22 protein-coding genes and 1 pseudogene are annotated in these 22,118 nt (G+C 63.8%); 11 read left to right on the top strand and 12 right to left on the bottom strand.

Features of this window, described 5'->3' with window-relative positions; translation table 11 throughout:
* Nucleotides 1-9: 9 nt before the first annotated feature.
* Complete coding sequence (locus EOD29_RS05295; protein WP_127246071.1) at nucleotides 10-909, bottom strand: LysR family transcriptional regulator; 900 nt, start codon at nucleotides 907-909, stop codon at nucleotides 10-12.
* 2 nt (nucleotides 910-911) lie between these two features.
* Nucleotides 912-2,111, bottom strand: a complete 1,200-nt coding sequence (locus EOD29_RS05290) for an amidase (RefSeq protein WP_127246070.1) — start codon at nucleotides 2,109-2,111, stop codon at nucleotides 912-914.
* A gap of 539 nt (nucleotides 2,112-2,650) precedes the next feature.
* Between EOD29_RS05290 and odc2 the strand changes: the two genes are divergently transcribed.
* Together odc2 and EOD29_RS05280 are read left to right on the top strand one after the other, a co-directional pair.
* Nucleotides 2,651-3,784: an ornithine/lysine decarboxylase gene (odc2, locus tag EOD29_RS05285; protein ID WP_095823409.1), complete on the top strand. Its 1,134-nt coding sequence runs from the start codon at nucleotides 2,651-2,653 to the stop codon at nucleotides 3,782-3,784.
* A 331-nt stretch (nucleotides 3,785-4,115) separates the two neighbouring features.
* Nucleotides 4,116-4,610: an N-acetyltransferase gene (locus tag EOD29_RS05280; protein WP_095823582.1), complete on the top strand. Its 495-nt coding sequence runs from the start codon at nucleotides 4,116-4,118 to the stop codon at nucleotides 4,608-4,610.
* 81 nt (nucleotides 4,611-4,691) lie between these two features.
* On the opposite strand, the gene EOD29_RS05275 is transcribed toward EOD29_RS05280, so the two are convergent.
* The 4 genes from EOD29_RS05275 to EOD29_RS05260 all read right to left on the bottom strand — a co-directional run bounded on the left by EOD29_RS05275 (nucleotide 4,692) and on the right by EOD29_RS05260 (nucleotide 6,730).
* Entirely contained in the window at nucleotides 4,692-4,976 is a 285-nt protein-coding gene (locus EOD29_RS05275; RefSeq protein ID WP_067002744.1) for an SCP2 sterol-binding domain-containing protein, read from the bottom strand.
* 197 nt (nucleotides 4,977-5,173) lie between these two features.
* Nucleotides 5,174-5,698 (bottom strand): hypothetical protein, encoded by a 525-nt coding sequence (locus EOD29_RS05270; RefSeq protein WP_095823408.1) that lies wholly within the window; start codon nucleotides 5,696-5,698, stop codon nucleotides 5,174-5,176.
* A gap of 31 nt (nucleotides 5,699-5,729) precedes the next feature.
* The gene (locus EOD29_RS05265; RefSeq protein ID WP_127246069.1) at nucleotides 5,730-6,152 is read right to left on the bottom strand and encodes a hypothetical protein; all 423 of its coding nucleotides are present in this window, start codon (nucleotides 6,150-6,152) and stop codon (nucleotides 5,730-5,732) included.
* Nucleotides 6,153-6,160: 8 nt separating this feature from the next.
* Entirely contained in the window at nucleotides 6,161-6,730 is a 570-nt protein-coding gene (locus tag EOD29_RS05260) for a rod-binding protein (RefSeq protein WP_067325995.1), read from the bottom strand.
* Between the two features lie 307 nt (nucleotides 6,731-7,037).
* On the opposite strand from EOD29_RS05260, the gene EOD29_RS05255 reads away from it, so the two are divergent.
* Nucleotides 7,038-7,625 (top strand): transglutaminase-like cysteine peptidase, encoded by a 588-nt coding sequence (locus tag EOD29_RS05255; RefSeq protein WP_067327052.1) that lies wholly within the window; start codon nucleotides 7,038-7,040, stop codon nucleotides 7,623-7,625.
* 118 nt (nucleotides 7,626-7,743) lie between these two features.
* Here the strand turns inward: EOD29_RS05255 and EOD29_RS05250 are convergent, their stop codons facing one another.
* Genes EOD29_RS05250 through flhA form a run of 3 tightly spaced genes read right to left on the bottom strand, consistent with a single transcriptional unit; the run spans nucleotide 7,744 to nucleotide 10,969 of the window.
* Entirely contained in the window at nucleotides 7,744-8,127 is a 384-nt protein-coding gene (locus tag EOD29_RS05250; RefSeq protein WP_127246068.1) for a hypothetical protein, read from the bottom strand.
* Between the two features lie 5 nt (nucleotides 8,128-8,132).
* Nucleotides 8,133-8,885 (bottom strand): flagellar biosynthetic protein FliR, encoded by a 753-nt coding sequence (fliR, locus tag EOD29_RS05245; protein WP_067326000.1) that lies wholly within the window; start codon nucleotides 8,883-8,885, stop codon nucleotides 8,133-8,135.
* The gene (gene flhA / locus EOD29_RS05240) at nucleotides 8,882-10,969 is read right to left on the bottom strand and encodes a flagellar biosynthesis protein FlhA (protein WP_127246067.1); all 2,088 of its coding nucleotides are present in this window, start codon (nucleotides 10,967-10,969) and stop codon (nucleotides 8,882-8,884) included. The genes fliR and flhA overlap by 4 nt, the downstream gene beginning before the upstream one ends.
* A gap of 122 nt (nucleotides 10,970-11,091) precedes the next feature.
* Here flhA and EOD29_RS05235 point away from each other — a divergent pair, with 122 nt between their 5' ends.
* Nucleotides 11,092-11,391, top strand: a complete 300-nt coding sequence (locus EOD29_RS05235; RefSeq protein WP_127246066.1) for a putative quinol monooxygenase — start codon at nucleotides 11,092-11,094, stop codon at nucleotides 11,389-11,391.
* Here EOD29_RS05235 and EOD29_RS05230 read toward each other — a convergent pair.
* The gene (locus tag EOD29_RS05230) at nucleotides 11,388-11,858 is read right to left on the bottom strand and encodes a MarR family transcriptional regulator (RefSeq protein ID WP_095823405.1); all 471 of its coding nucleotides are present in this window, start codon (nucleotides 11,856-11,858) and stop codon (nucleotides 11,388-11,390) included. The genes EOD29_RS05235 and EOD29_RS05230 overlap by 4 nt on opposite strands.
* Before the next feature lie 47 nt (nucleotides 11,859-11,905).
* Here EOD29_RS05230 and EOD29_RS05225 point away from each other — a divergent pair, with 47 nt between their 5' ends.
* Entirely contained in the window at nucleotides 11,906-12,646 is a 741-nt protein-coding gene (locus tag EOD29_RS05225) for an NAD(P)-dependent oxidoreductase (protein ID WP_245457016.1), read from the top strand.
* Between the two features lie 321 nt (nucleotides 12,647-12,967).
* Nucleotides 12,968-14,749: a chloride channel protein gene (locus tag EOD29_RS05220; protein ID WP_067002454.1), complete on the top strand. Its 1,782-nt coding sequence runs from the start codon at nucleotides 12,968-12,970 to the stop codon at nucleotides 14,747-14,749.
* 8 nt (nucleotides 14,750-14,757) lie between these two features.
* Here the strand turns inward: EOD29_RS05220 and EOD29_RS37020 are convergent.
* Both EOD29_RS37020 and EOD29_RS05205 read right to left on the bottom strand, forming a co-directional pair.
* A pseudogene (locus tag EOD29_RS37020) lies at nucleotides 14,758-16,323 on the bottom strand (bifunctional diguanylate cyclase/phosphodiesterase).
* Nucleotides 16,324-16,799: 476 nt separating this feature from the next.
* On the bottom strand, nucleotides 16,800-17,300 hold the full coding sequence (locus tag EOD29_RS05205) for a molybdopterin-dependent oxidoreductase (protein WP_164750432.1): 501 nt from the start codon (nucleotides 17,298-17,300) through the stop codon (nucleotides 16,800-16,802).
* Between the two features lie 229 nt (nucleotides 17,301-17,529).
* On the opposite strand from EOD29_RS05205, the gene EOD29_RS05200 reads away from it, so the two are divergent.
* Genes EOD29_RS05200 through EOD29_RS05180 form a run of 5 tightly spaced genes read left to right on the top strand, consistent with a single transcriptional unit; the run spans nucleotide 17,530 to nucleotide 22,101 of the window.
* A complete protein-coding gene (locus EOD29_RS05200; RefSeq protein ID WP_095781141.1) occupies nucleotides 17,530-18,195 on the top strand; it encodes an XRE family transcriptional regulator in 666 nt (221 codons plus the stop codon).
* Between the two features lie 37 nt (nucleotides 18,196-18,232).
* Nucleotides 18,233-19,309, top strand: a complete 1,077-nt coding sequence (locus tag EOD29_RS05195; RefSeq protein WP_067326018.1) for an extracellular solute-binding protein — start codon at nucleotides 18,233-18,235, stop codon at nucleotides 19,307-19,309.
* A gap of 19 nt (nucleotides 19,310-19,328) precedes the next feature.
* The gene (locus tag EOD29_RS05190; protein WP_095800452.1) at nucleotides 19,329-20,198 is read left to right on the top strand and encodes an ABC transporter permease; all 870 of its coding nucleotides are present in this window, start codon (nucleotides 19,329-19,331) and stop codon (nucleotides 20,196-20,198) included.
* Complete coding sequence (locus tag EOD29_RS05185; RefSeq protein ID WP_095800451.1) at nucleotides 20,198-20,995, top strand: ABC transporter permease; 798 nt, start codon at nucleotides 20,198-20,200, stop codon at nucleotides 20,993-20,995. Before EOD29_RS05190 ends, EOD29_RS05185 begins: the two co-directional genes overlap by 1 nt.
* Nucleotides 20,992-22,101: an ABC transporter ATP-binding protein gene (locus EOD29_RS05180; protein ID WP_127246063.1), complete on the top strand. Its 1,110-nt coding sequence runs from the start codon at nucleotides 20,992-20,994 to the stop codon at nucleotides 22,099-22,101. The genes EOD29_RS05185 and EOD29_RS05180 overlap by 4 nt, the downstream gene beginning before the upstream one ends.
* The last annotated feature ends 17 nt before the right edge of the window (nucleotides 22,102-22,118 follow it).

The raw sequence follows: 22,118 nt of genomic DNA, 5'->3' as shown, positions 1-22,118 counted from the left end.
GGACGTGCTTCACGCAGCGTCGCGCGTCCTGAACCAGTGCACCAGGAAATCGACGAAGACACGGACCTTGGCGGGCAAATAGCGGCGATGCGGATAGACCGCGAAGATGCCGCTGCCCGAGAGGATGCGGTCGTCGAGCACCGTCACCAGCTTGCCCGACGCGACTTCGGGCGCAGCGATGAAATCCGGCAGGATGGTGAAGCCCAGGCCCGACACGGCGGCTGCTCTCGCCGCCATCGGACTGTTGACCTCGATCGGCCCCGACACGGTGACGCTCACCGAATCCTCGCCGTCTCCCTTGAAGCGCCAGTTGGCTAAAGAGCGGCCGTTGGTGTCGACGATGCAGGGCATGTTGGAAAGATCCTGCGGGCGCGTCGGGATGCCATGCTTTGCGAGCAGGTCCGGCGACGCGCAGAGCTTGATCGAAAACGGCCCGAGGCGCCGCGCGATCAGCGACGAGTTCTCCAGCCGCGAAATGCGCACGGCGACATCGAAGCCCTCCTCGACAAGGTCGACGAAGCGGTCGTCGAGATGGATGTCGAGCACGATGTCCGGATGCTGCTTGGCAAAGTCGATCAGCGACTGGCCGATCGGCGCGTCGGCGAAGGTGCGCGCCGCCGAGAGCTTGATGCGGCCGCGCACGTCGCCGGAAGATTCGCGCACGGCATCGGCGAGGCTGTCGACCTCGCGCACGATTTCGGAGGCGCGCTGATAATAGGTGTGGCCGGCTTCGGTCAGCGAGAACTGCCGCGTGGTGCGGTTCAACAACAGCGCGCCGAGTTCGTCCTCAAGCTCGCGCACATATTTCGACAGCAGCGCCTTGGAACGGCCGATCTTGCGGGCGGCGGCCGAGAAGCCTTCGGCCTCGACGACGTCGATGAAGGCGCGCATGCGGGTCAATGTATCCATGATCAGACCTTTCGGGCCGCGTCGAGAATCGTGCGGCCGAGCCGTATCAGGGCGACGTCGCTGCCGGAAGGGCCGAGCAGCGACAGGCCGAAGGGCGCGCCGTCGACGGAACCGAGCGGCAAGGTGATCTGCGGGAAGCCCGACAACCCGGCCAGGCACAAAAGATGCAGCGCCCTCTCGCGATAGGCCTGGAACTGCTCCGGCGTGCTGGTCTTCAGTGGCGCTGCACCCGGCACGGTCGGCAGAACAAGAAAGCCGCCGTTGCCGAGCAGCTTGCCGAACTCGAAACGGAAGGCTGCCCGACGCGCCGTTTCGGCTTCGACAGTCTTTGCATCGATCGTGCGGCCGAAGCCGAAACGCTCGTCGACACCTGGACCAAGCCCGTGATCGCCTGCCGAAATCCAGCCGCCATGCACCTGCCAGGCCTCGAAGGCCTGCAGCCGACGAAAGCACCAGTAGAGATCATCCGGGGAGGAGGCGAAGGCGTGTTCGGTTTCGGTCGGCTCGCCGACGACGGCTGCTGCCTGTGCCTTCATCCGCGCATATTCGGCGGCTTCCGTCGGCCCGGAAACAAAGGCATCGAGCCAGCCGATCGACAGCGGGCGGTTGAGCGGATGCTGGTGTGGATCGCGTCCGAGCAGAAGCTTGCCGGCCACTTCGTAAGCTTCTATGTCGCCGGCGAACCAGCCGAAGGTGTCGAAGCTCGGCGCGAGCTTCATGGCGCCCTCGAGCGATACCCGGCCGTGACTGGTGCGCAGCCCGATCAACCCGCAGAAGCTCGCCGGCGCGCGGATCGAGCCGCCGGTGTCGGAGCCGACGGCGATGTCGGCAAGGCCGCCGGCGACTGCTGCCGCCGAACCTGACGAGGAGCCGCCGGTCACGCGATCCGGAGCGGCTGCGTTCACCGGAAACGGGAAATGCGAATTCTGGCCGAACAGCGAGAAGGCGAGCTCGTCGGTTTGCGTCTTGCCGACGAATCGCGCACCGGCATCGAGAATCAACTGCACGGCCTCGGCCGTCCGCGAGGCGGCGTGAGCCTGTTCGAACTTGCGCGGGTTGCCGCAGCCGGTGCGATAGCCGGCGACGTCATAGATGTCCTTCACGGCTAGGCGCAGGCCGGCCAACGGGCCAAATTCCGCATTGGCCACGGGCATTTGACGCAGATCGAGGAAGGCGTTGAGAGGGCCGTGGGTGCCTGGCATTGTTCGATTTCCGAATACGGTCCACAAACATTGTTCGATGCCGCAATTTTTACAACCGGCGCTGACGATTTTTATTGATTGTGAAACCCTTCGCTCTTATATCGCGCTTGCCCAAAGTCGCACGTGCCTGTGGGTGTCCGCCGATCCTCGAATGGTGAGGGCAATCGGTAAGGTAACTGGAGCCAACCCCTCCAGTCGGTCAGTGGCCAACCACAAGACCGAGGACACCTTGAAGCAACGACGGTGCGGGCCTTTCTGGTGTCTGCCGGTCGTCCAAAGACCGGGGTTACTGAAGAGGCACACCTTCATTGCCGGCAGTGCGGACGGGTCCTCCCATCCAAGCCAAGGCAGACAAAGCGAACCGAGGCCGGGCAAGGCCAGGTTCACCGCCGCGAGACGGCGATCCGTGGTTCCGGGGTCTCCACCGGCTGGTTCCACGGATTTTCCGTCCCGCCTTTGTCCACCGCGAGTTCGCGAGGCCGAGCGCCCGCGTCCCGCAGCCTTTGTGCGCGCCGAAAGGCGCAGATGGAGAGACCTCGATGGCTACCCAGCGCATCCTTGATTTTCTCGCCACCCGACGTCCGAACGGCCCCTGCCTCGTCGTCGACCTCGATGTCGTGCGCGACAATTTCCGCGCCTTCGAGAAGGCGTTGCCCGATTCCAAAATCTACTATGCGGTGAAAGCAAACCCGGCGCCGGAGATCCTGCGCCTGCTTGCTGCGATGGGCTCGTCCTTCGACACCGCATCGGTTGCCGAGGTCGAGATGGCGATGGATGCCGGCGCGCCGGCGGATCGCATTTCCTTCGGCAACACCATCAAGAAGGAGCGCGACATTGCGCGCGCCTACCAGCTCGGCATCCGCCTCTATGCCGTGGATTGCGTTGAGGAGGTCGAGAAGATCGCCCGCGCCGCCCCGGGCTCGCGCGTGTTCTGCCGCGTGCTCACCGACGGCGAGGGTGCCGAATGGCCGCTGTCGCGCAAGTTCGGCTGCGTGCCGGCAATGGCGGTGAATGTGCTGCGACATGCCAAGGCGCTCGGCCTCGACGCTTATGGCGTGTCGTTCCATGTCGGCTCGCAGCAGACCGATCTCTCGGCTTGGGACCGCGCGCTGGGCGATGCCAAGAAGGTGTTCGCCACGCTCGCCGAGGAAGGCATCGTCTTGAAGATGGTCAACATGGGCGGCGGTTTCCCGACCCGTTACCTGAAGGACGTGCCGGCGGCGCAGGCCTATGGCCAGGCGATCTTCTCGGCGCTGCGCAAGCATTTCGGCAACGCGCTGCCCGAGACGATCATCGAGCCGGGTCGCGGCATGGTCGGCAATGCCGGCGTCATCAAGTCGGAAGTCGTGCTGATCTCGAAGAAGGCCGACAATGACAATGTGCGCTGGGTGTTCCTCGACATCGGCAAGTTCGGGGGCCTCGCCGAGACCATGGACGAGGCGATCCGCTATCCGATCGTGACGCCGCGCGACGGATCGGAGACCGCACCCTGCGTGCTCGCCGGCCCGACCTGCGATTCGGCCGATGTGCTCTACGAGAAGACGCCTTATCCCCTGCCTCTGTCGCTCACCATCGGCGATGAGGTGCTGATCGAAGGTACTGGCGCCTACACGACCACCTATTCGTCGGTCGCCTTCAACGGCTTCGAGCCTCTCCGATCCTACGTGATCTGAAGGCGCGAGCCTTCAGATCAACCGGTGTGGGTGACATCGCCCGCCCGGGCTCGCTTGTGGAACAGATCTCCGCTCGTGAAGGATCGCGGAAATGGACTTTGCAGATTTCATCATCGAGGGCGCTGCGCGCCGGGTCTCCCCCCTCGAGGGGGAGATGGCCGCGCAGCGGTCAGAGGGGGGCGTCGCGCGTGGAGCGCCAGCGCCGCTTCTCGTCACGCTGGGCGCCGGTATTACATGCGCAACGACCCCCTCTGTCGCCTTTGGCGACATCTCCCGCTCGAGGGGGGAGATTGCGCCGGCCTTCGTCATCGTTGCCGAAGGCATCGGTGATATGCAGGCGCGCGAAGCGCTGCTCGACCGCGCCATGGGGCCGAAGCGCAGGAAGAAGTCGTCCGAGAAACTGCGGCGTGGCCGCCGGCCGTCGGAAGGCCTGGCCTTTGTCGCGCGCGACCCGTCGGGCGCGCTCGTCGGTACGGTTCGGCTGTGGGACGTGACGCTGGGCGAGGGTGGTCCGGCAGCGCTGCTGCTTGGGCCGCTGGCAGTCGAGCCGGGCCTGAGGAGCGGCGGCATCGGCTCGGCGCTGATGCGGCACGCGATCGCCGAGGCTGCGCGGCTCGGTCACGGCGCGATCCTGCTCGTCGGCGATGCACCCTATTACGGGCGGTTCGGTTTTTCGGCCGACCGCACCGGCTCGCTCGCCATGCCTGGGCCCTATGAGCGGCACCGCCTGCTGGCGCTCGAGCTGAAGGAGGGCTCGCTCGACGGGGCCGCGGGCACGTTCAAGGCCGCCGGCCGCAAGGTCAAGGCGCTGGATTTCGTCGCCTGACTGTCGGAGGCATTACCGATGCGGCGCCGCGCGTTCAAAAACGCGGCGCCACATCGCTCTTCTAAAATAGTTGGCTGGCGGTCAGCCGAGCAACTGGCTGAGCGCCATGGCGACCGTCATGTCGCCCTCGACCTTCAGCTTGCCGGCCATGAAGGCCATGGTCGGGTTGAGGTCGCCGGCGATCAGCGAATCGAGATCGTCGAGCGAGAGCTTGATCGTGCAGTCGGTCGGGGCGTCGGCGGTCGAGACGGTCGCGCCGTCGATCACGATGACGCCGTCGCTGCCAGTGTCGAACTTGACCGAATGCTCGAAGCCGGCGCTTGCCACGCGCGACCTGATCTTGTCGGCAATCTCCTGAACGCCCATGGCGGTTCTCCTCGTTTGGTTGCGTTTGACGCGCATCGGCCTTGGCCGCTGGGCGAAGCGCCGCGTCGCGCGGCAGCGCGGCGACAGCCATCGGCGCATATAGCTTCGGGTTGACGTTTACGTCAACGTGGCTGCCATGCGGCATGTCGCATCACCAGACGAGGGTGTGAACCCGCCAGTCGATCGCCGAGAGCCGATCAATGCTCCGGCTGGAACGCCTTGGTCATCGCTTGCGCGGTCTCGCCGGCAGTCTTCCGGCGGCGGATGGCGTTGTCGCGGATTTCGTCCTTGGACAGGAAGTTGACCTGGTCGATCAGCACGTCATGCACCAGCTCGACGCCGACGCGGGCGTTGACGGTCTCGCGGATCGCTTTGCGGAAAGCATCGAGATCGATCGTGTCCTTCTTGGTGAAATCGATCTGCGGATTGGAATAGAGGTAGGAATAGACCTGATCGGTAATGATGGCCGGCGCCGGGATCGACAGTTTCTTTATCTGATCCGGCTCCACCGTGTAGACGAGTTTGGTGAGAAAATAGCCGTCGATTTTGGCATCGCGGACGAGCGGTACCGAAATGATGTCGGTCTTGACGTAGTCGAGACCGCCCAGCATCGGCTTCGGCGGCTCACCGACGCCGCGCTCGCCCGCCGCCTGGAACGAATAAAACACCGCGCCGAGGGTTACGGCGCAGATCCAAAGCGCTGCGGCGAGGAATTTGATCACCGAATCCTACCTTGCTCCGCAGTCATCTCATTCAAGCCCGGGCATATCCGAATTCGCCTGCCGAGTAGGTGCCGTCGGCATCGGCGCGCTGGATGGCGTTCTTCAACAGCGTGGCGACCTCGTTGACGGCATTGAGATGGGCAAGAATAGCCGCCTCGTTCTTTGCCAGCTTCTGGCGCAGCCGCGCCAGCCCTTCGCGATGCTGCTCGAGGAACTCGATCTCATTGGCGCCCTTCAGCGCGCGGGTCAGTTCGTAGAGATAGCGGCTTTTGCGGGCATTCGAGGCCTTAAGGTCGTAGCTGGTGCCGCTGCGGATACCCACCGTCTCCTCGTCCACCGCCTCCTCGATCCGGCCAATGATGGCGGCGAGGTTGCCAGGCCGTGCAGATGCCATCGGTGCTTCCGCGGCGGTGGTTCGTGCAGGCAGGTTGGAAAGGTCCGTTTGGTCGGCCATGTAGGTCCCTAGATCTTGATGTCCGTTTTTATGGTTGTGTCGTCACCGGTCATAGACCGGGCGGCCTTGCGCTCGAGCTCGTCGACCAGGGAGGTCGAAAGCCTGGTCTGCTGGTCGATCTCGGCTTTGTCCGGTCCGCCCCCAACGGACCCGACCGGCACCTTGTGTTTGCCGTCCAGATAATGGTCGGCAAGCATCGATCTCGCGATGCCGATCCCGCCATGCGCGGCCATGACATCGGCTACCTTTTCGGCAAGCTGCGATTTCCACATGTCGCCGGCCAGACCCTTGCCGTAAACGCCCTCGGTGTCCTTAGGCATCATGTTCTGGATGAAAGTGGTCAGCACCATCGCCTCGAAGCGCTGGAACTTTTTAGCCGGATTTGCCGCCTCGGCCTTGTCGGCAGCGGCGCGCGAGAGCACCGAGCCCGCCTCGACCGAGGCAGTCTGGTCGATCGAGAAGGTCTCCCCGGCACCGCCGGCCCGCCTCGCGAGTGCTGCCCGCGCGGCCTCGACGTCGGCCGGCTCCGCCGCACGGGCGACGTCCATCACGATGTCGCTGGGAGGTGAAATCGCCAAGAAAGCACTGCCTTTTGCCGGTTATGTCCGTTGCACAATGACGCAACAAGCTTGTGGCAGGCTTGCGGGGATGGCGAGGTGCAGTGCAGCCCGCTCCAAGCGGTGGCGCGCCCGCCGCCAGAGAGTCACCTCATCGATCGATCGTTCGGCCGAACCCCTCCGTAGCTTCGTACAAGCTCAAATCTTATTTTAGCAGGTATTAATATTTTAACGGTGTTGCCCCGCCGCCGGCGCAATTCGGGGTTTTGAAAACGACTAATTAACCCCGCCCCCTCATCCTCGAGACCACGCCTTGGAGACGTTGATCGTGAAAAGCGATGTCGTGCTGATCGCATTTCTGCTGTCGGTTGCCAGCCCATTTGCCGCCCAGGCCGGAACGGCGATGCAAACCAAAGGCAAGGCGTTCCCACCGCCGGCCTTCTATTCGTTCTGCAGCCGCCAACCCAGCCTCTGCAGCACGGCCGGCGGAACAAAGGTCGTCGCCCTGCGGCCTCAGCTCAGCGCGCAATTGAACGAGATCAACCTTTCGGTCAATTCACGCATTACCGAGGTCAGTGATCGAGCCGTTGTCGGCAAGAACGACGACTGGCGCGTGCCGACCGTGTCCGGCGATTGCGAGGATATCGCGATACTGAAGAAGCTCGAACTGATGAAGCGCGGCTGGCCGGCCTCGGCGCTGCTGTTGACCGTGGCAAGCTATCACGGCGAGGGACACACGGTGCTGACGGTGCGCACCAACGAGGGCGACCTGGTGCTCGACAACCTCACCAGCGCGGTCCGTGATTGGTCCAGCACGCCCTACAACTATTTCGCCCGGCAGGCGCAGGGCAATGGCAGGCGCTGGGAGCGGATCGGGGCGGCCAAGTCGGTCGGCACGACGGCGACCGGCATCTGACAGCCTCGTTCGCCGCGCGCCGGATCCACCGCTCTATCTCCTTGGTTTGACGCAAGTCCGGACGGGAGGCCACGGCGACGTCGCCGAGCCCAACCGTTTCATGCTTTTCCTGATTGCCCTAGTCATGTCCCCGCTTCTGGGCAATGAGGTCCAGCCGCTCGCGGTCTGAGCGTTCGCGCTCGTCGCGGCGGCGAGCGTCCCTATAGGCGCGCTCGACCATGTTGGTCCGCGCGGTCGCGGCGGCGATCAACGTCGCCTCCTCCCGGGCGCTTTCAAGATTCTGTTTTTGTTGGCCGAGCGCGTTCGCAATCCGGCGATGGTAAAGTTCCGGGAACAGGCCGGCCAGCGAGCTGTCAGCGTCGAAATGCCCGATGAGTTCCTTTGCTTCCGATTCGGCCGCCGCGGCCGCGGAGAGGAAGCTGGCATGACGGCTTTCGTGCACCGCCTTCAACTGCTCCTGCACCTTGACCAACTTCTTCAGTCTGTCCTTGCGCGAGGCCATCGCGGCTACCTCGCTAGCGTCAGGTCGACAAAGCCGTCGACGAACAACGACAGCAAGGTGCCGATGGCAAAGTAGAAGATGATCAGCCCGCCGGCGATGACGAAGGGCAGCGAGATGAAATACACCGGGATCTGCGGCGTCAGCTTGTTGACGAAGCCGATCGTCAAATTGACCAGAATGGCGTAGGCGACGAAGGGACTGCCGAGCCGGATGACCAGGAAGAAGGCGTCCGACACCGTGTCGGTGACGTCGACCAGCGCCGCCTGCGGGTTGAAGAATACATTGACCGGAGCAACCGTGTAGGAGGCGACCAGCGCGCGCACGATCTCGTGGTCGAAGTCGAAGACGAAAAGCAGGAGCAGCGCCGAGAACGAGATGATGGCGGCAAGCGCAGCCTGCGGCTCCGGCTCCTCGATCGCCGGGCCGCCTGAGCCGCCATAGCCGATCATCATGGCGATGGCCGAGCCCATGAAGCGCAGCGCTTCCATATACAGCCTGGTCATGGCGCCGATCAGCCCGCCGACCAGAAGCTCGGAAACGATCATCGGCACCAGAACCTGCGGGCGCGGGTCGACATAGGGATAGATGCGGTCCCAGAGGAAGGCGAGCAGGCCGCCGGTGGCGGCGATCGACACAAACAGCCGGACCTGGAGAGGCACGCGGGCGCTCGACAGGCCGGGCATCAGCATGAAACAGGCGCCGATGCGGCAGAAGGCGAGGAAGGCGGCGATGACGACGCCTTGCGAGAGCGCGTTCACGAGATCGTTCCGAGCACCTTGATCTCGACGCCCTTGGCGATCTCGACGTGGCTGAGCACGGGCAGCGTGGTGAACAGCCGCTCGATGATCATGCGCACATAAGGCCGCGCGTCCGGCGCGGTGACCAGCACGAAGCGCTCGCCGGCTTCGAGATGCTTGCGGATCGCCTTGGTGGCGTCCTGGCCGAATTCCTCGAGCTGGCGCGGATCGATGTCGAACTCGCGCACCTCGCCCTTGGCGTCCCGCTTGAGGCTCTGGTGAAAGGCGAGGTCCCATCGGTTGCCAAGGCGCAGCACCTTGAGCATGCCGCCCTCGGAGAGATCGCCGCAGATCTGCTGCGCCATGCGGATGCGGACATGCTCGACGATCTGCTCGGTGCGGCGCACATGCGGCGCGATCTCGGCGATGGCCTCGATGATCAGGTGCAGGTTGCGGATTGAGACACGCTCGGCAAGCAGAAGCTTCAGCACCGCCTGCAGGCCGGGATAGGAGATGTGCGACGTGCAGATCTCGTCGGCGAGCTTGCGGTACTCGGGGTCCAGCCGCTCGAGCAGCGCCTTCATGTCCTTGTACGACAGAAGCTGCGGCAGGTTGTTGCGGATCACCTCGGAGAGGTGGGTGAGCAGCACCGACATGTTGTCGGCAAAGGTGTAGTTCTCGCGCTTCAGATCTTCGGTGAAGGTTTCCAGCACCGAATAGGCGCGCATGCCGAAAGCCGGCTCGCGGATTTCCTCACCGGGGATGTCGGGCACGCCGCGGGTGCCAAGCAGCACCATGATTTCGCCGACGCGCATCTGGTATTCGGCAACGACGGTGCCGTGGACCTTGATCTGATAGCTCTTCGGCGGGATGGCGAAGTCGTCGGCGACGCGCACCTCCGGCACCACGAACCCATATTGCTGGGCGAATTTCTTGCGCATCTTCGACATGCGGAACACCAGCTCCTGATGTGCGACCAGCAGCCTGGTCGAGAGCTGCTTGCCGATCAGCAGCTCGATCTCGGCAGTCGCAAGCGAGGCCTTGACCGAATTCTTCTCCTCCTCGACCTTGTCGGCCTTCTCCTTGTTCTTCTGCGCTTCGGCTGCCGCCAGCGCGCGGTTGTGGCGCAGTGGGATGACGTAGCCGAGGCCGGCCATGGCGCCGGCAAGGGCAAAGAACGGGAATAGCGGCAGACCGGGCATAAGGCCGAGGATGACGAGCAGCGAGGCCGCGACATAGAGCGCGCGCGGATGCGCGCCGAGCTGGCCGAACACCGCCTGATTGGCGGAGCCCCGCGTGCCGCCCTTGGAGACGAGCATGCCGGCGGCGAGCGAGACGATGAGGGCCGGGATCTGGGTGACGAGGCCGTCGCCGACCGACAGCTTGATGAAGACGTCGGCCGCCTGGCCGAGGCCCATGCCGTGGCGCAGATAGCCGATGGCGATGCCGCCGACGATGTTGATGGCGGTGATGATGAGGCCGGCGATGGCGTCGCCGCGCACGAATTTCGACGCGCCGTCCATCGAGCCGAAGAAGGAGGATTCTTCTTCCAATTCGCGGCGGCGAAGCTGCGCCGTCTTCTCGTCGATCATTCCGGCGGAAAGGTCGGCGTCAATCGACATCTGCTTGCCGGGGATGGCGTCGAGGGTGAAGCGCGCACCGACTTCGGCGATGCGGGTGGCGCCCTTGGTGATGACGATGAAGTTCACCACGATCAGGATCATGAAGACGATGAGGCCGATGACGAAGTCGCTCGACATCACCAGCTTCGAGAAACCCGAGATGACGTAACCGGCGGCATGCGTACCCTCATTGCCATGCGACAGGATCATGCGCGTGGTGGCGATGTTGAGCGAGAGCCTGAGCATCGTGGCGATGAGCAGCACGGTCGGGAAAGAGGAGAAATCCAGCGGCCGCTGGATCCAAAGCGCCACCATCAGGATCAGCACCGAGAGCGCGATCGAGAAGGCAAGGCCGATATCGATGAGAAAGGCCGGGATCGGCAGGAACAGCACCGCCAGGATGACGACGATGCCGAGCGCGAAGAAAACGTCGCGGCCGTTCTTGGCCACCAGGCCGGACGGGATTGTTTCGCTGATCGCCATATCGTCCTCGAATCCAGACTTGCCCAGTGCAAAGGCAGGCTCCCGACCGTTAACCGGTCAAGCTTGCGCGAAGGTGGGAGAGGGGCTACGGGATTTGAGCCGGCTGGCGAAAGGAAAGGCGCATGCTCCTCATCATCGGCACGATTCGGCTGCCACCCGACAGGCTCGAGCTGGCAAGGCCGGCGATGGGACGAATGATTTCAGCGAGTCGCGCCGAAGCCGGCTGCCTGGCATATTCCTATGCGCAGGATGTTCTCGATCCCGGCCTGATCCATGTCTCGGAAGCCTGGCGGGATCGTGCGGCGCTCGAGGCGCATTTCAAGTCAGCGCATATAGCCGAATGGCGCGCGAGCTGGGCGGAACTCGGCATTGGGGATCGGAAGCTGGCGCTCTATGAAGCGGGCGAGGGTACTGCGATCTAACCGGCCGTGTCCGCGATCGAGACGGCGACCAGCCAGCGCCGGACGGCGCGCTCTTCGTTGGCCGAAAGTGCGGCGGTCAGCTCGCGTTCAAGCCGCTGCACCCGCTCGCGACATTTCTTCAGCAAGGCACGGCCGCTGTCGCTAAGATCAAGGTGCTGGATGCGCCCGTGCACCGCATGCGGCTTGCGGACCACGGAACCGGCCTTTTCCAGATTGCCGACGATCACGCTCACCGTCTGCGGCGTCAGCACCGCGAGCCGGGCGAGGTCGGCATTGGAGATGCCTGGATAGGCCGACAGCATGGTCAGCGTCGCGAATTGCGGCTGCGTGACGCCGAACTCATCCAGCGCCCGCTCGACCCGCAGCCTGTAGGCGCCGGCGGCCTGGCGCAGCAGGTAGCCGAGATAACCTTCCTCGCCGCGCTTGCCTTTGCCAGGGGCCGGAATTTCCGGTTTCTGCTTGCGCACGATGTAAGTCCTCTTATATGTTGTTCGAACTCTGATATTATCGCAAGATGGAATGGAAGACGATGGGCTATCGCATCTTTCTTGCTGGTGGTTCCGGCGCGATCGGCCGCCGCCTGATCCCGCAACTGGTCGCTGCCGGCCATCAGGTAGCTGCGACAACGCGCCGGGCCGAGAAGGCCGAGGAGCTCCGCGCGATCGGGGCCAGCCCGGTGGTGATCGATGTGTTCGATGCCGGCGACCTGCTTGCGGCGGTCGCCGAGGTGAAGCCGGAGGTCGTGATCCATCAGCTTACCGATCTGCCGGCCGGACTCGATCCCAACAAGATGGGCGAGGCCATCATCGGAAACGCGCGCGTCCGCGACGAGGGGACCCGCAATCTGGTCGAGGCCGCGGCGTCGGCCGGCGCCCGTCGCCTGATCGCGCAGAGCATCGCCTGGGCCTATGCGCCCGGACCCGAGCCGCATGCCGAAACCGATCCGCTCGACAGCGGCGCCGAAGGCGGCCGCGGCATCAGCGTCGGCGGCGTGATCGCGCTCGAACGCCAGGTTCTCGAGGAGCCCATGACGGGCATCGTGCTGCGCTATGGGCATCTCTACGGGCCTGGTACCGGAGCCGACGCTGCCGCCGACCCGGCGCTGCATGTCGATGCCGCCGCTTATGCGGTGCTGCTTGCCGTCGAGCGCGGTGCGCCGGGCGCCTTCAACATCGCCGAGCCGAACGGCCATGTCGCGACCGACAAGGCGGTCAGCGAACTCGGCTGGCGGCCCGACTTCCGTCTGGCTGTGTGAGGCAGACGGAGGAATTGCCGCCAAAGGACAGACCTGGTTCGAGCCGCCGGGCACGGTGCATCGTTCGCGGAGAAGGCGAGCGCAATGGAGCCGGCGGAGCTGCTGGCGACCTTCGTCGCGAGGGACGATTGCGGGCCGCTGACCATCTTCGATCAGTGACATTTTCCCGTTCTCGCAGCGAGGGTAGCCGGCCCAACCGTCGCTAATCGACGCAACGCCAAAATGGCGCCACAAGGGGTCGGCATTGCGGTTGCCACTCCATGCCGTCGGGCGTATCAGGCGCGGCAGCATCCATCCTCCGCATACCGGCGAGCCGCTCCGTTGCCTGCCATAAACGAACCGCAAGTCTACGCCCGCCGGCTTCGGGCGGTGCTGATCAATTCCATTCCCGTGCTCGAGGCGCGCGGCATCGTCATTGTGCTGATGGCGGGGATGGTCGGCATGATCGCGGGCGCCCTGGTCACCGGCATGAGCGCGCTGGTGCAAGCCATGCACTTCCTGCTCTTTGACGTGCAGCCGGGCGGGCGTCTTTCAGCGATGTTTTCGCTGGCCAGTCCGGTGCAGGCGATGTTTCCGGCGATCGGGGGACTGCTGCTCGGCCTTTCGGTGATCTGGCTGAGAAGGCGGAAGTTCAGAACGCCTGTCGACCCGATCGAAGCCAACGCGCTCTACGGTGGGCGCATGTCGCTCACCGATACGTTCATCATTGTCGGCCAGACCATGATCTCCAGCGGCTTCGGCGCCTCGGTCGGTCTGGAAGCTGGCTATACGCAGGTTGGTTCCGGCATCGCCTCGCGGCTGGCGCGCGCCTTCCGGCTGCGCCGCAACGACGTGCGAATCCTGGTCGGCTGCGGCGCCGCCGGCGCGATCGCTGCCGCCTTCGACGCGCCGTTGACGGGTGCCTTCTACGGCTTCGAACTGGTCATCGGCATCTATTCGGTGGCCAATGTGGCGCCGGTCATGACGGCGGCGATCGCCGCCTCGCTGACGGCTGAGATGTTCGGCGGCGTGCCGTTTCCGCTCGAACTTTCCGGCCTGCCGACGCTGACCGCCAGCCAGTATGTGCCGTTCCTGCTGCTGGGACTGCTCGGCGGGGCGGCGTCCATCGCGATCATGCATCTGGTGAGCCTTATCGAGCGCGTCTTTGTGCGGCTGGCGATCGACGCTTCCGTCAGACCTTTCATCGGCGGCATCGTTGTCGGGCTGCTCGGGCTGGTCACGCCGCAGGTGCTGTCCAGCGGACACGGCGCGCTGCACCGCGAGTTCGCCATGAACTACGCGCTTCCCGTGGTGGCTAGCGTCTTCGTGCTGAAGCTTGCTGCCTCGGCGATCTCGCTCGGCTCCGGTTTCCGCGGCGGTCTGTTCTTCGCCTCGCTGTTCCTGGGGGCGCTGCTCGGCAAGGTCTTTGCCGGCGTCATGGCGATGGCCGCGCCCTCAACCGCGCTCGATCCGGCGGTCGCCGCTGTCGTCGGCATGACCTCGCTTGCCGTAGGTGTCGTCGGCGGCCCGCTGACCATGACTTTCCTCGCGCTGGAATCGACGCGGGACCTGACGCTCACCGGCGTGGTGCTGGCAGCGTCGATCATGTCGGCCATCCTGGTCCGCGAGACCTTCGGCTACTCCTTCTCGACCTGGCGCTTCCATCTGCGCGGCGAGACGATCCGCAGCGCCCACGACGTCGGCTGGATGCGCAGCCTCAATGTCGGGTCGATGATGCGCAAGGACGTCCGTACTATCGATGCTTCGATTACCTTGGCCGAGTTCCGCAAGGAGATCCCGCTCGGCTCGGCGCAGCGCGTCATCGCCGTCGAAGAGGGCCGGCACTATGTCGGCGTGCTGCTCGTGGCCGAACTGCACAGCGACCTCTCAGACGGCGAGACTCCGGTGCAGGCGCTCGCGCAGTTCAAGGATGCGGTGCTGGTGCCGTCGATGAACGTCCAGTCCGCCGCCGAGACCTTTCAGCGCGCCGGCGCTGAAGAGCTAGCGGTCGTTGAGGATTTCGACGACCGCATCGTGCTTGGCCTGCTCACTGAAAGCCATCTGATGCGGCGCTACGCCGAGGAGCTGGACAAGGCGCGGCGGGATCTTTCCGGCGAGGGCTGAGCCCTGATTCAATCGGCGGTCTTGCGGCCCTGCTTGGCGACTTTCCTCAGCATGGATGGGCCCAAGCAAAGAGACTCGGCCCGAACTTTTCCATCTGTTTTGGCGCCACCCTGCCTTGCGACGAGATAATTGGTCATCAACCTTGCCTCAACAGGCTCCGACATAAAGAACCCTTGTGCGCCCTGACAGTGTTCGTGGATCAGGAAGTCGAGTTGGGCTTCGTTCTCCACCCCTTCCGCGACAACGGTCAGGCTTAGTGAATTGGCCAGCGCGATGATGCCTCGGACCACGTTCTGTTTCTTCGTGGAGGAAGCCAGGTCGCTGAGGAACGAGCGATCGATTTTCAATTGGTTGAAGTCGAAATCGGCAAGGTATCCAAAGCTCGCATAACCTGACCCGAAATCGTCGAGTGCCAGGCTCACCCCGAGGTTTCTGATCTTGCCGATACTCTCCAGGGCATTGCGGCTGTTCTGGATGAATATCCCTTCAGTGATCTACAACTGCAGACGCGATGGAAGCAACCCCGTTTGCCGGAGCGTCTCGGTGAGATGCGTCAGATAGGCATCGGTCTGGAGACTTCTTCCGGAGACGTTGACCGAGCAGATGAACTCTTCGGTGGAAATAGGCATCCATCGGGCGGCTTGCTCGCAAGCCTTGCCCAGAACCATCTTGTCGAGTTCCAGTATCAGCTCACTTCGTTCCGCGATCGGAATGAACGATGCCGGCGCACGAACCGCTCCCGAGACCGGGTCGTGCCAGCGGACCAGCGCCTCGGCCCCGATCATGCGGCCGGTCGCCAGCTCGAACTGGGATTGCCAGACCAGGAAGAACTCGTCGCAATTGAGGGCCCGCTTGATAGCCGCTTCTTCACCGAGCTGCATGTCGATCTGACTGAGGATCGCGGGCGAAAACGTCACGAAACCGGACCGCCCTTCAGCCTTTGCCGTGTAGAGAGCGTTATCGGCACTGTGCAGCAACGTGGAAATGTCGGAACCGTGCTGAGGGAAACATGCCATGCCGATGCTGGCGCCAATGCGCACCTGATGGCCCTCCAACTCTGCGAACCTGTTCAGCCGTTCGCGCAGACGTTGCCCCAAATTGTCATGATCATTCCGATCGGCAATAGCCATGATGGCGAATTCGTCGCCGCCCAATCGCACGGCGGCTACGTCGCCCTGCCGCTCGACCGACTGAAGGACCTCGGCAACCGCCTTCAGCAGCAGATCGCCGACGTGATGGCCGAAGGTGTCGTTCACGCTCTTGAAATGGTCGAGATCGATCAGGAGCAGCTGAAGCTGCCTACCGGTCTCCCTCGCCCGGTCCAGCATGGCGTCCCTGTTGGCTGCCATCCAGGCACGATTCTTCAGTCCGGTGGTCGCATCGCGCCAGGCGAGAAATTCCAGCTTCTTTATCGTTTCCCGGCGCCCGATGAACAGAACCGCCGTCCCGATTGCCAGCAGCGACAGGATCGTCAGAGCAAAGGCTATCTGATAGTTGAACCGATTCAGGCTGACTTCCGACGCATAGAGATCGGCGTTAACGCCCTCGCCGTATTTGTAGTACTCGTCGTTCATCCGGCCGACGATCTGCTCCAGTTCCAGACCCAGTTCCTTCAAGCGCTGCTGATCGAACGGGAGCCCCGCCGCGATCACGGCGTCGAGCCGCGTTACCGCGTCGTTCACGCGCGGCACGATGCCTGCATATGCGGGAATTGCGCTGATCGTTTCGCCGCCGTCGACCCGCTTGAAGCGGATGTAAACCAGGTCGTTTGCAGCGGCCAGATGATCGAGGCTCGCCTGAGAGTTGGGCGCGACCTCAGCGAGCGAGATCATATCCCTCAGGTGGGTCACGTCGCGTATGGCAATATGGAATTCGCGGATGGCGAAGAATCCGAACCGGGGCAGCGAAGACTCGATCTTGCTGATACTGACAAACAGCATGACGATGAGGATTGCGGAACCGATCGCCGCCAGCCCTATGGCACTGCCATAGGTAAGCGGAATTCGCCAGCCTCTCAGTCGAGATCCCACCATGGAGGCCTACCAGCCGGTCAGTTGTCGGACTCGATCGTCTTGATCAGCCAAATCCATCGCGGTTTGCGGATCGGCGTGTCGAAGGCGGGGAAGTCCTTGAGAGGATAGACCAAGCGGGTCGGACCTTGTGTTCGTCGGGTGAGCAACTCCCCGTCCTGGCGCGTCGCGAGAAGCAGAGGACCTTCCGTCCAATCCTCGTGCGGAATCACCTGCACGTAATCGTCCGCGGCCCTTAGAGTGACGGAATCCCTATCCGCCAATCCCACGGACTTGAGCACGTCTCGGAACAGGACGCCTTCAAACGTCAATTGCCCTTGCTCGAAAGGACTTGTGGTGATGACCTTATAGAGGCCGAGCTTTTCCAACTGCCGCAGCGTGAGCGGGATCTGCTTGCCGTCCTTCTGAACGGTGAAAGCTACGGAGTCTGGCGGCTCCGGATAGCTGGCCGGTTCCAACGCCCCTGCAGTCAGAGTGCCGATCGCCAAGACAGCCAGCATCAGCAGGCTGCGCATGAGCATCAACGGTCCTTTTCTTAGCCAGGATGACATATCGCGATCCCTTCCCGCTCAGCTGACCGACAATGGTCCTTGCTGTACGACATCTTGCCGGCCGACATTCGATACTGCCGTTGAATGCTTAATTTTTGGTCGGCTTCCGTTCCCCGCGATGGGATCGTGGAAATGGCATCCACCCCTATTGCCAGCTGTACAGTGGTACTGTACAAGGTGTTAAGTGGAGGAAAACGGGATGCGCGAGGCTTCGGAGGACGGCCAGGCTCCGGCGGCGATCGGTGCCGGCACGGCTGCAGCTCATGCGCAGCAGGTGCTGGGCGTGCGGCTCAAGGCCCTGCGCCTCGCTCGCCGTCTATCATTGCGTGACCTCGCGGAAGCGACCGGAACGAGCGCCAGCTTCATCAGCCAGCTTGAGCGCGGGCTGACCGGCGCCAGTACTGCCTCGCTCAACCAGATGGCTTCGGCGTTGGGCGTGAGCGTCGCGATGCTGTTCGAGGAAAGCGCGACACAGAACCATGGCGTGCTCCGGCGCAGCGAGCGGCCAAGCCTTCCGCCCAGCAACGGCTGCCGTAAGATGCTGCTTTCCCGCCCGCCGCTGAGCGACATGGAGGTCTATGTCGGCGAGTTCGATATCGGCGGCTCGACCGGCTCCGCGCTTTACACGCATGGCGACGCGCAGGAGATGCTGATCGTCCTTCGCGGTGTCGTCGAGGTCTCTCTTGGCGACGCCCGCCACGTCCTCGAAGAAGGCGACAGCATCGAATACGCGACATCGACACCACATCGCAGCGAGAACATCGGCAGTGGTCGGGCCGAGGTGATGTGGATCATCGCACCGCCGACCTCGGCACGCGCCGAGCTCGATCAATACAAGCCCTGGAAACCGCTCGCGGCCAGGTAGTCCGATTAAACGCGGGCATAATGGGAGAGTCAGAGTTATGTTGAAGTCGAAACTTGCAGGTCTTGGCGCCGTGCTGGCGCTCGGAATGCTGACAACCACCGCCTTCGCACAGGAAAAGCCTGTCGCGGGCGAGGTGAAGGAAGGCTCGCTCAAGGGCAAGACCCTGACCTTCGTCTCCTATGGCGGCATCTATCAGGATGGCCAGGTAGCGGCGCTGAAGGAGTTCGTCGAGAAGTCCGGCGTCAAGCTGCTCAATGACGGGCCGACCGAGATCGCCAAGCTGCAGGCCCAGGTCGAATCCGGCAACGTCACCTGGGACGTGGTCGATACCGGCGATCTGCCGCCTTACGTCCATTGCGGAAAGCTGTTCCAGAAGCTCGATCTCTCGAAGCTCGACGTCTCGAAGATACCCGAAGGACAGGTCGGCGAGTGCTCGGTTCCGGCGATGAACTACGGCGTCGTGCTGATGTACAATAAGGAGAAGTACAAAGATAACCCGCCCAAGAACTGGGCTGACTTCTTCGACACCGAAAAGTTCCCCGGCGTGCGCGCCCTGGACGGATCCGGCGATCCGACCGGTGGCCTGCTCGAACAGGCCTTCAAGGTGGCGGGCGGCGATCCGAAGGCGATGACCGCTGCCGACATCGACAAAGCCATCGACGTGATTCGCAAGCTCGGCCCGGACACGATCTACTGGAAGACGGGCGCTGAATCGCAGCAGCTCGCGGAGTCCGGCGAAGCCGACATGCTGATGATGTGGACCGGCCGCGCCATGACGGCGGTCAAGAACGGCGCCAAATACGCGCCCGCCTGGCAGGACTGGCTGGTGGTGATGGACCAGATGACTATCCCCGTCGGTGTCAAGGATACGGATGCCGCCTATGCGCTGCTGAATGCCTATCTCGGCAAGCAGGCGCAGGAGATTCTCACGCAGCAGACCTCCTACACGCCGATCAACAACGATGCGAAGCCGAAGGTTGACGAGTCGGTCGCAGCTTTCCTGACCAACACGCCCGAGCGCCAGAAGCAAGGCTACAAGCAGAACATCAAGTTCTGGGTCGAGAACTTCCCGGTCGCGCAGGAGAAGTGGTCCGCGCTGATGGCCGGCAACTGAGCTGACGGAGGCAAGGCCCGTGAGCGCGCTCGAACCGACGATCCAGACTGCCGAAAAGCGGGCAGGATGGGCCTGGCGGCCGTTCGCGCTCACGCTGCCGGCCATGATCCTGCTCGCCGCGGTGATCGGCTATCCGCTGCTCACCATCGTGCTGCGCAGCCTCTCGGAGCCGGAATGGGGCGTGCAGAACTATGCCTGGTTCTTTGGTGCGCCCGTCAATCTCGCGGTGCTCCAGCGCACCTTCACCATCTCGGCGTGGGTGACGCTGGTCTGCGTGGTTTGCGCTTATCCTTATGCTTACCTCATGACCGCGGTCGGGCCGCGCGTGCGGCTCGTCCTGGTTCTCTGCGTGCTGATCCCCTTCTGGGTGAGCGGCGTGGTGCGCACACTCTCCTGGGTGATCCTGCTGCAGGATTCCGGCGTCATCAACTCGTTGCTGAGATCAGCCGGCTTCGCGGGCATCCGGCTGATCCGCACCCAGACGGGCGTGGTGATCGGCATGGCGCAAGTGCTTTTGCCCTTCATGATCCTGCCGCTTTATTCGGTGATGAAAGGCATCGACCTCAGGCTGGTGCAGGCGGCGCGAAGCCTTGGCGCCCGGCCGTCCCGCGCTTTCTTCACAGTCTACCTGCCGCTGTCGCTGCCGGGCGTCTATGCCGGCGCGATCATCGTCTTCATCCTGGCGCTGGGCTTCTACATCACGCCGGCACTGCTCGGCGGGCCGCGCTCGACGATGCTGTCGACACTGGTGCAGACCCAGGTGCTCAGCCTGCTGCAATGGGGACGCGGCGGCGCGATGGGCGTGGTGCTGCTGGTCACGACCTTCCTGTTGCTGGCGCTTGCAGCGCCGGTGATGCGGTCGCGGCACCGGGAAGCGGGGCGGCGCTGATGGAAATGAAGCCGCTCACCCGTGTCGTTCTTGGCCTTGTCTGCCTGCTGGTGGCGATCTGGCTGGTGGCGCCGACGCTGGTCGTCGTGCCGATGTCGTTCAACGGCAACAAGTCGCTCTCCTTCCCACCGCAAGGCTTCTCCTGGCAGTGGTACGAGAATTTCGTCACGAATCCAGAATGGTCGACCAGCTTCCTCAATTCCCTGAAGGTCGCCTCGATCGTGGCGGTGCTGGCAACGGTGCTCGGCACGCTGGCCGCCTTCGGCCTCGACCGTATGAAGGCGCGGCCTGCCAATCTGCTGCGGATGCTGATGCTGACGCCGATGGTTGTGCCGGGCGTGGTGCTGGCCATCGGCATCTATGCCGTCTATCTCGATGCGCGACTCGTCGGCACGCTGCCCGGCTTCGTGCTCGCCCACACCATCCTGGCGCTGCCCTTCGTGCTGATCGCCGTGTCGGCCAATCTCGAAGTGTTCGACAGGCGGCTGGAGACGGCTGCGGCGAGCCTCGGCGCCGGCGCGCTCACCACGTTCCGGACGGTGACGCTGCCGCTGATCCTGCCCGGCATCCTGTCGGGCCTGCTGTTCGCCTTCGCGACGTCCTTCGACGAGATCATCGTCTCGCTGTTCATCACCAACCCCTATCTGAAGACGCTGCCGGTGCAGATCTTCTCCTCGATCACGCGCGACGCCGACCCGACCGTCGCTGCCGTCGGCACGATCCTTTTGTGCGCCACGACGATCCTGATCGGCGGCGGCATGCTTCTTCTTGGCCGCGAGCGGAAGGGACGCCTATGAACCCAAGACCGGACAATCGCGGCGCGGCGATCGACCTCGAATTCGTCACCAAGGCCTATGGCGCGTTCAAGGCGCTGGACGGCGTGTCGCTCAGGATCGAGCCCGGCGAGTTCATGACGCTGCTTGGGCCGAGCGGCTCCGGCAAGACGACGACGCTCAATGTGATCGCCGGTTTCACGGATGTGTCGAGCGGCAAGCTGCTGGTCGGAGGACAAAGCGTCGTCGGCGTGCCGGCGCACAAGCGCAACATCGGCGTCGTCTTTCAGCACTACGCATTGTTCCCGCATATGACGGTTGGCCGCAACGTCGCCTATCCGCTGACGCTGCGCGGCGTTGGGCAGGACGATCGGAAGCGGCGCGTGGCCAAGGCGCTCGACATGGTCAAGATGGGCGACTTCGCGCATCGCTATCCGAGCGAATTGTCAGGCGGCCAGCAGCAGCGCGTGGCGCTGGCGCGGGCCATCGTGTTCGACCCGCCGCTGCTCCTCATGGACGAGCCGCTCGGCGCGCTCGACAAGAAGCTGCGCGAATGGCTGCAGCTCGAGATCAAGCGCATCCATCGCGAGCTCGGCACCACCTTCGTCTATGTCACGCACGACCAGGAGGAGGCATTGGTGCTGTCGGACCGCATCGCCGTGTTCAACCGCGGCCGCATCGAGCAGGTCGGCACTGGACGGCAGCTCTATGACGAGCCGGCAACGCTGTTCGTCGGCCGCTTCATCGGCGACTCCACGGTGCTGCGCGGCGAAGCCAGAAGTGACGGGACCGGCACTGCGCTGACCATCGCCGGCGAGACGGTCGCCGCGCCGCGCCGGCTTGCCGGAGAAGCCAGCCCGGTGATGCTGCTGCGGCCCGAGAAACTTGCCATTCGCCGGCCGGGGCAAGCCGACGGCAAGAACCGCCTGGCGGGAACGATCGCCGAGGCGATCTATCTTGGCTCGGGATCGAAATACGAAGTGAAGCTCGGCGACGGCTCGACCGCGATCGTGCGGTCGCCGCTGACGGGCGAGAATTTCGCCCTCGGCGAGAACGTGGAACTCTGCTTTGACGGCGCCGACGCCAAGCTTCTGCCCGACGACAGCACGGCAGACACGACGCTCACCTGATCCCTCTCTCCGGTCTC

It is taken from the genome of Mesorhizobium sp. M1A.T.Ca.IN.004.03.1.1, assembly GCF_003997555.1.
In the GTDB taxonomy this organism is placed as follows: domain Bacteria; phylum Pseudomonadota; class Alphaproteobacteria; order Rhizobiales; family Rhizobiaceae; genus Mesorhizobium.
Note: the sequence above shows the minus strand (reverse complement) of the source record. Positions and strands in the feature narration are given on the sequence as shown.